At 74.5% G+C, this 9,849-nt stretch carries 3 protein-coding genes; all 3 read right to left on the reverse strand.

The window, feature by feature from the left end:
• On the reverse strand, nucleotides 1-855 hold an 855-nt coding region (locus E1258_RS26085; protein ID WP_256371035.1), incomplete at its 3' end, for a beta-ketoacyl synthase N-terminal-like domain-containing protein.
• A gap of 66 nt (nucleotides 856-921) precedes the next feature.
• Nucleotides 922-6,747: a type I polyketide synthase gene (locus E1258_RS26090; RefSeq protein WP_132405764.1), complete on the reverse strand. Its 5,826-nt coding sequence runs from the start codon at nucleotides 6,745-6,747 to the stop codon at nucleotides 922-924.
• A partial coding sequence (locus E1258_RS26095) for an SDR family NAD(P)-dependent oxidoreductase (protein ID WP_207919720.1) occupies nucleotides 6,744-9,849 on the reverse strand: 3,106 nt, incomplete at its 5' end. The genes E1258_RS26095 and E1258_RS26090, both read right to left, overlap by 4 nt.

Here is a 9,849-nt window from a genome sequence, read left to right on the forward strand (position 1 = left end):
CAACCGCTCCAACACCACCACACCCACACCCTCAGCCCACCCCGTCCCATCCGCACCACCCGCAAACGCCCGACACCGCCCATCCACCGACAACCCACCCTGCCGAGAAAACTCCACAAACAACCCCGGCGCCGCAATCACCGTCACCCCACCCGCCAACGCCACATCACACTCACCCAACCGCAACCCCTGACACGCCAAATGCAACGCCACCAACGACGACGAACACGCCGTATCAACCGAAATCGACGGCCCCTCCAACCCCAACACATAAGAAACACGACCCGACACCACACTCGGCGTCGTCCCCGTCAACAAATACCCCTCGAAACCACCACCCGACTCCACCAACCGCGGCCCATACTCCTGACCCATCACCCCCACATACACACCAGTCCGCGAACCCCGCAACCCCACCGGATCAATCCCCGCATGCTCCAACGCCTCCCACGACGTCTCCAACAACAAACGCTGCTGCGGATCCATCGCCACCGCCTCACGCGGCGAAATCCCAAAAAACTCCGCATCGAACAAACCCGCGTCATACACAAACCCCCCCTCCCGCACATACGACTTCCCGACAACGCCCGGCACCGGATCGAACAACCCCTCCACATCCCAACCCCGATCCACCGGAAACCCCGACACCGCATCCCCACCCCCCAACACCAAATCCCACAAACCCTCCGCCGACACCACACCACCCGGAAAACGACAACCCATCCCCACCACCACCACCGGATCATCCACAGCAGCGACGGACTCGTACTGCCGCACCCGCTCGCGGGCCTCGTGGAGATCCGTCATGGCACGACGCAGATACTCGCGAAGCTTGTCCTCGTTGTTGACGGGCACGGCGCTCCCCCTGTGATCCGAGTGTTTTCCTGGGGTCGGTTTGGGTGGGCAATGGTCCGGCCGGCGCTACGCCAGTCGGAAGTCGCTGTCGAAAAGGTCGAACAGTTCCTCGTCGGAGGCGGTCCGCAGGCGGTCGGAAACCCCGGCGCCAACGTCGCCGTCGGTGTCGCGGCCCGGGTCGGGCGCGGGCCGGCCGACCTCGGCGAGCAGGACCCGCAACAGGTCGGCGACGCGGGTGCGGTCGGCGTCCTGCCTGACGACCGTCGCGATCTGGTCCCGCAGACGGTCGAGTGTCGCCAGGACGCCGGCGGCGTCCGTCGGGAGCTGTTGCCCGTCGGGCGACCGGCGGTCCAACTCGGTTCGCAGGTGGGCGGCGAGGGCCGCCGGGGTCGGGTGGTCGAAGACGACTGCGGCCGGCAGACTGAGGCCCGTGGCCGCGCCGAGCCGGTTGCGGAGGTCCACGGCGGTCAGCGAGTCGAAGCCGGCATCCCGGAAGGCCCGCTGCACGCTCAGCATCGCCGCCTCGCCGTGCCCGAGTACGGCGGCGGCCTCGGTGCGGACCAGGTCGGTCAGGATCGCCGTACGCTCGGCCACCGACTTGCCGGTGAGCAGCGCGGCAAGGGTGGCCTCGGCCGGCTGTCCCGTCGCACCGGCCCCCGGGCGCGCGCGGGTCGGGCCGAGCAGGACGGCGGGCACCGCGCCGCCTGGGGCGGCGTGGGACCGCAGCACCGCCGGGTCGAGGCGTACGGGATAGCACGCCGCTGCGGCGGGTCGGGCACAGGCGGCGTCGAAGAGGACGAGCGCGTCGTCCACGCCGAGCGGAACGAGCCCGGACCGGCGCAGTCGTGCCCGGTCGGCAGGGCCGAGGTCGGCGGCCATCCCGCCGTCGAGCGGCCCCCAGGCCAGGGAGGTGGCGGGCAGCCCCTGGCCCCGCCGCCAGCTCGCGAACGCGTCGAGGAAGGCGTTGGCGGCGGCGTACCCGGCCTGCCCGGCGCTGCCGATCGTCCCCGCGACGGACGAGAACAGCAGGAAGGTGGTGAGGTCGAGTTCCCGGGTGAGTTCGTGCAGGTTGACCGCCGCGTCCGCCTTGGCGCGAAGCACCGCCTCAACCCGGTCGCCCGTCTGTGCGGTCAGTACGCCGTCGTCGGCCAAGCCGGCCGAGTGCACCACCGCGGTGAGCGGATGCGCGGCGGGAATCTCGGCCAGCAGGCGCGCCAGCGCGTCACAGTCGGCGGCGTCGCAGGCGGCGACGCGTACGGATGCCCCCAGTTCCTCCAGTTCCCGGGTCAGGGCCGCCGCTGCGGGCGCGTCCGGCCCGCGCCGGCCGACCAACAGCAGGTGCCGGACTCCGTGCCGGCGGACCAGGTGCCGGGCCACCGCGCCACCGAGCATGCCCGTGCCCCCGGTGACGAGGACGGTGCCGGCGTCGGCCCACGGCGGGACGGCGTCGCCGGCGGCCGGCATCCGCACCAGGCCCGGAACGCTGGCCGTACCGACCCGCAGTGCCAACTGCGCGATTCCCGAGGCGATCGCCCCGGGGAGTGCGCGCAGCGAATCCGGGTGGTCGTCGGTGTCCACGAGGACGAACCGGTCCGGGTGCTCGGTCTGGGCGACCCGCAGCAGCCCCCACACCCCTGCGGCGGCCGGATCGGTCACGGCCGTCCCGGCCTCCACGGCTCCGCTGGTGAGCACGACCAGCCGGGAGCCGGCGAGGCGGTCGGCGGCGAGCCACTCCTGGACGGCCGCCAGCGCCCGTCGGGTTCGCGCAGCCACGCCCCCGGGTGGGTCGTCCGCCGACGGGTCGCCGTCGCGACGGCGCAGGTCGACGACAACGTGGCTCGGTGCCCCGCCGTCGGTCAGCGCGTCGACGAGCGCATCCAGGTCCGAATACGCCTGGACGGACACCCCGACCCCCAGCGCGCCCGACAACGGCGGGGCATCCGCGCCGACGACGGCCAGCCGCGCGTCGGTGACCGCCGGGGCGGGCGGTACGGCGGACCACTCCAGCCGGTACAGCGGCGCCTGGCCGGAGACGGCCGCGGCGATCCGATCGGCGGCGACCCGCCGCAGCGCCAGGGTGGCGGCGGCGAGGACCGGCGTCCCGTCGGCGGCGGCGGCGATCACGCTTATCGAGTCGGCCTCGGCGGGCGCGACACGTACCCGCAGCCGGTCCGCGCCGGAGGCGAACACCCGCACGTCGGTCCACGCGAACGGCAGCATCCCGTGCGCCCCGCCGGGGAACTGGTTACCGAGGACGATCGCGTGCAGGGCCGCGTCCAGCAGTGCCGGGTGGACGGCGTAGTCGCCCGCCTCGGCGGCGTACCCCTCGGGGAGCCGGACCTCGGCGAACGTCTCGTCGCCGCGGCGCCACGCGGCGCGCAGCCCCCGGAAGGCGGGGCCGTATCCGATGCCGTTGTCGGCGAAGCGCTCGTACTCGCTCTCGACGCCCACCGGCTCCGCGCCCTCGGGCGGCCAGGTGCCAGCGAGGCCGGCGTCCCGCACGGACGCGCCGGCGGCGCTCTCCGGCGCGGCACCGTCCACCCGACCGGAGGCGTGCCGGGTCCACTCGCCAGGCTCGGGCCCCACCGGTGCGGAGTGGATCCGGACCTGGCGGGCCCCGTCGGCGTCCGGCCCCTCGACGACGACCCGCAGCCGGACGCCCCCGTCGTCGGCCACCACCATCGGCGCCTCGAAGGTCAGTTCCGCCACCCGGGCGCAGCCCACCTCGGCGCACACCCGGTGCATGATTTCCAGCAGCGCGGTTCCCGGCACGACTGTGCGACCCCACACGCTGTGATCGGCGAGCCACGGGTGCGTCCGCGCGGAGAGTTGGCCGCTGAAGACCGTGCCGGCGCCGTCGGGCAGGTCCAAAACGACGGCGAGCAGCGGGTGACCGGCGACGTCGAGGCCCACGACGCCCAGTTCGGGGGTTCCGGGGCGCGGGTCTAGCCAGTAGCGGGACCGCTGGAACGGGTAGGTGGGCAGGTCGGTGGCGAGCGGGCCGTTCCCGAGCGACGCGACCGGGTCGACGGGAAGCCCGTGCACGTGGACGGACGCCAGGGCCTCCTGCACGGCCACCGCGTCGTCGCGGTCCCGGCGCAGGGTGGGCAGGACCAGCAGGGGGCGGTCGGTCCCCGCGTTCCCGGCGGGCTCGGCGTTCCCGGCGGGCTCGGCAAGGTCCGCAGCGTCCGCCAGGCAGTCCCGCGCCATCGCCGTGAGCACGCCGTCCGGGCCGAGTTCGATGAACGTGTCGATGCCCTCGGCGCGCAGCCGACGCATGCCGTCGAGGAAACGCACCGCCTCGCGGGCGTGCCGGACCCAGTACCCGGGCGTACGGAGGTCGGTGCCGGACGCGATCGCCCCGGTTACGTTGGCGACCACGGGGATCGTCGGCTGGCCGGGGCGGAGGTCACGCATCGTCTTCTCGAAGTCGGCGAGCATCCCGTCCATCCGGGCGGAGTGGAAGGCGTGGCCAACCCGCAGTCGCCTGGCCCGGCGACCCCGGCCACGCCACAGCGCGACCTGCTCGTCGACGGCCGCCTCGTCGCCCGCGACCACTATGGCCTGCGGCCCGTTGACCGCCGCGATCGACAGTTCGCCCTCCCGTCCCGCCAGCAGGGGGCCCACCTCGGACTCGGCGGCCTGGAGCGCGGCCATCGCACCCCCGGCCGGCAGGTCCGCCATGAGCCGACCGCGCGCCGTCACCAGCCGGGCAGCGTCCTCCAGGGTGAGGACGCCCGCGACGTGCGCCGCGACGATCTCCCCGACCGAGTGGCCCAGCAGGGCGTCCGGACGCAGCCCCCAGCTCGTGAACAGCCGGAACAGCGCCACCTCCAGCGCGAACAGCGCCGGCTGGGTGTACGCGGTGTCGTCCAGCGCCGCCGCCGCCTCGCTGCCCGGCTCGGCGAACATGACGTCGCGCAGCGGCCGGTCCAGGTGCCGGTCGAGTTCCGCGAGGACGCCGTCCAGGGCCTGCGCGAAGGCGGGATGCCGGGCGTACAGCTCCCGTCCCGCGCCCGGTCGCTGGCTGCCCTGCCCGGTGAAGAGGAACGCCACCCGCCGCTCCGGGTCCGCCCGCCCGGTGACGAGCCCCGCCGCGCCGCGACCCGCCGCGAGCGCGCGCAGGCCGTCGAGCAGCGCGGTGTCGTCCCGACCGAGCACGGCGGCCCGGTACGTGAACGCGGCGCGGGAGCGCGCCAGCGCGCGGGCCACGGCGTCGGCGGGTTCGGCTCGCGGCCGGGACGTCAGGTGGACGTGCAGCCGCCGGGCCTGCGCGCGCAGGGCCGCCTCGGTCCGGCCGGACAGGACCCAGACGGAAACGTCGCCGGCCGCCCCCGCCGACACGTGGCCGACGGCTACCGGCACGGTCGCGTCCCCGGCCGGACCGTGGCCGGTGGCCGCCGGTGCGGCCCCGACGGCGGCCGGCGCGGGGGTGGGGGATTCCGGCGCGGCCACCACGTCCGCCGCCGCCTCGGGGGCGCTCTCCAGGATGACGTGCGCGTTGGTGCCGCTGGCGCCGAACGACGAAACCCCCGCCCGGCGCGGCCGGTCGCCGTGGTCGGGCCATGGCCGGCTCTCGGTGAGCAGCCGCACCGCGCCCGACGACCAATCCACCCGGGTCGAGGGCCGGTCGACGTGCAGGGTCCGGGGCAGCCAGGCGTGGCGCAGTGCCAACACGGTCTTGATCACTGCGGCGACTCCGGCGGCGGCCTGGGTGTGGCCGATGTTGGACTTCAACGACCCCAGCAGCAGCGGCCGGTCCGCCGGCCGGCCCTGCCCGTACGTCGCCAGCAGCGCCTGTGCCTCGATCGGATCGCCCAGGCGGGTGCCGGTGCCGTGCGCCTCCACCGCGTCCACCTCGTCCGCGGCCAGCCCCGCGTTGGTCAACGCCTGCCGGATGACCAACTGCTGGGCGGTACCGTTCGGGGCGGTCAGGCCGTTGCTCGCCCCGTCCTGGTTGACCGCGCAGCCCCGCACGAGGGCCAGCACCCGACGACCGTTGCGGACCGCGTCCGAGAGCCGTTCCAGCAGCAGCATTCCCACGCCCTCGCCGAAGCCGGTGCCGTCGGCGGCGTCCGCGAACGCCTTGCAGCGACCGTCCCCGGCGAGACCGCGCTGCCGGGCGAAGTCGACGAACATCGTCGGCGTGGCGAGCACCGTCGCCCCTCCCGTCAGGGCCAGCTCGCACTCGCCCGACCGCAGTGCCTGCACGGCCAGGTTCAACGCGACCAGCGACGACGAGCACGCCGTGTCGACCGTGACCGCCGGCCCCTGCAACCCCAGGGTGTACGCGACACGGCCCGACGCGACGCTGCCCGCGCTGCCGTTGACCAGATAGCCCTCCAGGTCCTTCGGAACCTCGGACAGCCGGGTGCCGTAGTCGTCGTACATCACCCCGACGTAGACACCGGTACGGGTGCCCCGGGCCGAGTCGGGAGCGATCCCCGCCCGCTCGAAGGTCTCCCACGCGGTCTCCAGCAGCAGCCGCTGCTGCGGGTCCATGGCCAGCGCCTCGCGGGGCGAGATGGTGAAGAACTCCGGGTCGAACTCGGCGCAGTCGTAGAGAAAACCGCCTTCGCGCACATAGCTCGTGCCGGTCGAGTCCGGATCCGGGTCGTAGAGCTTCCCGAGGTCCCAGCCCCGGTCCTCCGGGAAGCCCGACATCGCGTCGGTGCCTGCCTCGACCAGCCGCCACAGGTCCTCGGGCGTGCTCACCCCGCCCGGCAGCCGGCAGCTCATGCCCACGATGGCGATGGGCTCGCGCGCGGCGTCCTCCAGCTCGCGCAGGCGTCGCCGCGTCCCGGCCAGCTCGGCGGTGACCCGCTTGAGGTACTCACGGATCCGGTCCTCGTTCGCGGTCACCTGCCGGCCCTCTCCTCGGTCGGGGTTCACAGCTGCTCCTCGATCAGTGCGAAGAGTTCGTCGTCGGACGCCGAATCGAGCCGCTCGGCGACCGTGGCGTCCCGGAGCCCGTCACCCGCCGGCCCGGACCGTGGGCCGCCGACCAGGGCGAGCATCTCCTCCAGCCGCCGGCGGACGATGTCCCGGCGGACGTCGTCCGTGCTCATCCCCCCGAGCGCCGAGGCCAGCGCGTCGAGCCCGCTCAGCGCCGCCGCGCCCTCGTCGACCACTCCCTCGGCGGCGAGCCGGTCGTCGAGGTGTGCGGCAACGGCCAACGGGGTCGGGTGGTCGAACACCAGGCTCGGCGCCAACCGCAGGCCGGTCGCCGCGCCCAGCCGGTTGCGCAGTTCGACCGCGGTCAGCGAGTCGAATCCGACCTCGCGGAACGGTCTGCCCGGGTCCACCTCCGCCTCCCCTCGCGCCAGGGCGAGCACCCCGGCGACGTGGGCGCGTACCAGGCCCAGCAGCTCCCGGACCCGGGCCTGGGCGTCCTTTCCGGCCAGTTGCTCGCGCAGCGCGTCCGCCTGCTGCGGCGCGACGGAGGAGGCTGGCGTGGGCGCCCCGCCGGTCGCGCCCGACGAGGCCGCCCGGCGGACCGGGGCCGCCGGCACCAGATCCCGCAGCAGCGCCGGGACGGCACCCGGTCCGCCGGCGGCCTGCTCCCGGCGCAGCGCCGCCAGATCCAGGCGTGCCGGTACGAGCACCGGTTCGTCCCGGGCCCGGTCGAGCGCCCGGTCGAACAGCGCGAGACCCTCCTCGCCGGGCATCGGGGCGATGCCGGAGCGCCGCATGCGCCGAAGGTCGTTCTCGCCGAGGTGGCCGGTCATCTCGCTGGCCAGTCCCCACAGGCCCCAGGCGAGGGAGACGCCGGGCAGGCCCCTTGCCCGCCGGTGCTGCGCCAGGGCGTCCAGGAAGGTGTTCGCCGCCGCGTAGTTGGCCTGGCCGGGCCGGCCCAGAATCCCCGCCGCCCCGGAGAACAGCACGAACGCCGTCAGCGGCAGTCCCGCGGTCAGCTCGTGCAGGTGCAGTGCCGCGTCGACCTTCGGCCGCAGCACCGCGTTGACCCGCTCGGGGGTGAGCGCCTGCAGCGCCCCGTCGTCGAGTACGCCGGCCACGTGCACCACGGCGGTCAGCGGATGCTCGGCGGGGATGTTACCCAGGACTCCGGCCAGCGCGGCGCGGTCTGTGGTGTCGCAGGCGACCAGCGTCACGTCGGCGCCAAGCCCGGTCAGCTCCTCGGCCAGCCGGGCGGCATCGGGGGCGTCCGGCCCGCTGCGGCTGGCCAGCAGCAGCCGGCGTACGCCACGGGTCGTCACCAGGTGCCGGGCGAGCAGCCCGCCGAGCGTGCCGGTCGCGCCGGTGACCAGAACCGTGCCGTCCGGGTCCGGGGCGACTTCCGCCGCGGATTCGGCCTGCTCCGGCTCCGGCCCGGGCGCGGGCTCTGGTCGCACCGGCTCGATCCCGGGTACCAGGATCTCGCCGGCCCGCACCGCGAGCTGGGGCGCGTCCAGGGCGAGGGCCGACGGCAACACCGAGAGCGAGCTGTCGTCCGCGTCGACGTCCACCAGGACGAAGCGGTCCGGGTGTTCGGACTGAGCCGATCGCAGCAGGCCCCACAGTCCGGCGTGGACGAGATCCGGCACGTCCTCGTCCGGCCCGGCGGCCACGGCCCGTTCGGTGAGGACCACGAGCCTCGCCGAGGTGAACCGCTCGTCGGCCAGCCAGCGTTGCAGGAGGTCCAGCCCGGCCCAGGTCGCTGCCCGGACGGCCCCGGCCCCGACCGGGCCACCGGCGACCGAACCGTCGGCGACCCAACGGGCGGCCGCCCGGAAGTCGGCGAGGACGACGGCGGGCAATTCCTCGCCCGCGTCCAGCGCGGCGCGCAGCGAGTCCACGTCGGCGTGGACGTCGACGGTGGCCGCCGGCCACCGGCGCCGCTCGGCGGCCCCGCTCCCCTCCACATCGTTCGGGCCCACCACCGCCCACCACCGGTCGGCTGACCCTGCGACGGCTGACCCGGCGACGGCGGCCCGCCGCCAGCCGACCCGGTACAACGCGCCGGCTGCGGACTCGGCGGGCAGCCCAAGGCGTTCCCGGGCGAGCGGACGCAGGACCAGGGCGTCCAGCGAGAGGACCGGAGCACCGACCGGATCGACCGCATACAGGGACACAGCCGAGTCACCGGACCGGCCGATGCGGACCCGCAGCGTGTCGGCGCCGGTGGCGTGAAGGACGATGCCCTGCCAGGCGAAGGGCAGCAGGACGCTGCCGTCGGGAACGTCGACGAGGTCACCCGCCAGCCACGCCTGCAGGGCGGCGTCGAGCAGCGCGGGATGCAGCCCGAAGCGGGCGGCCTCCGCCGTGATTCGGTCGGGCAGTCGCACCTCGGCGAACACCTCGCCGTCACCGCGCCAGACACCCTGAAGCCCGGCGAACGCCTCCCCGTACTCGTAGCCCAGCGCCGCGAACCGCTCGTACAGGTCGGCCACGTCGACCGGCTCCGTGCCCGAGGGCGGCCAGGTGTCGGTGTGCCACGGTACGGCCGGGACGGGCCGCGATCCCGGGGTCAGGACGCCCACCGCGTGCCGCGTCCAGGCGGACTCCGCCGCCGCGGCATCGTTGCGGGAGAACACGCTCACCCTGCGGCGGTCGGATCCGTCGCCGGGGTCGTCCACCAGCACCTGGAGCCGTACCCCGCCCTTGGTCGGAACCAGCAGGGGAGACTCCAGCCGCAGCTCCTCGACCTCGCTGCAACCAGCCGCACCGGCCGCGTGCAGGGCGAGTTCCACGAAGGCCGTGCCGGGCAGCAGCACGGTGCCGGACACTGCGTGGTCGGCGAGCCAGGCATGCGAGGCGAGCGAGAGCTGCCCGGCCAGGAGCAGGCTTCTGGACCCGCCGACCGACAGCGCACCGCCGAGCAGGGGGTGGTCCTCCCACTCCATGCCGAACCGGGCCGCTGCGGCCGTCCCGACACCGGCGGGGGAGGTCTGGGCCCAGTAGTGGCGTCGTTGGAACGGATACGTCGGTAGATCAACCCTGCGGGCACCCGTACCGGCATACACCCGCGCCCAATCCACCCCCACACCACCAACA

Origin of the sequence: Micromonospora sp. KC207 (assembly GCF_004348615.1) — a bacterium.
In the GTDB taxonomy this organism is placed as follows: Bacteria; Actinomycetota; Actinomycetes; order Mycobacteriales; family Micromonosporaceae; genus Micromonospora.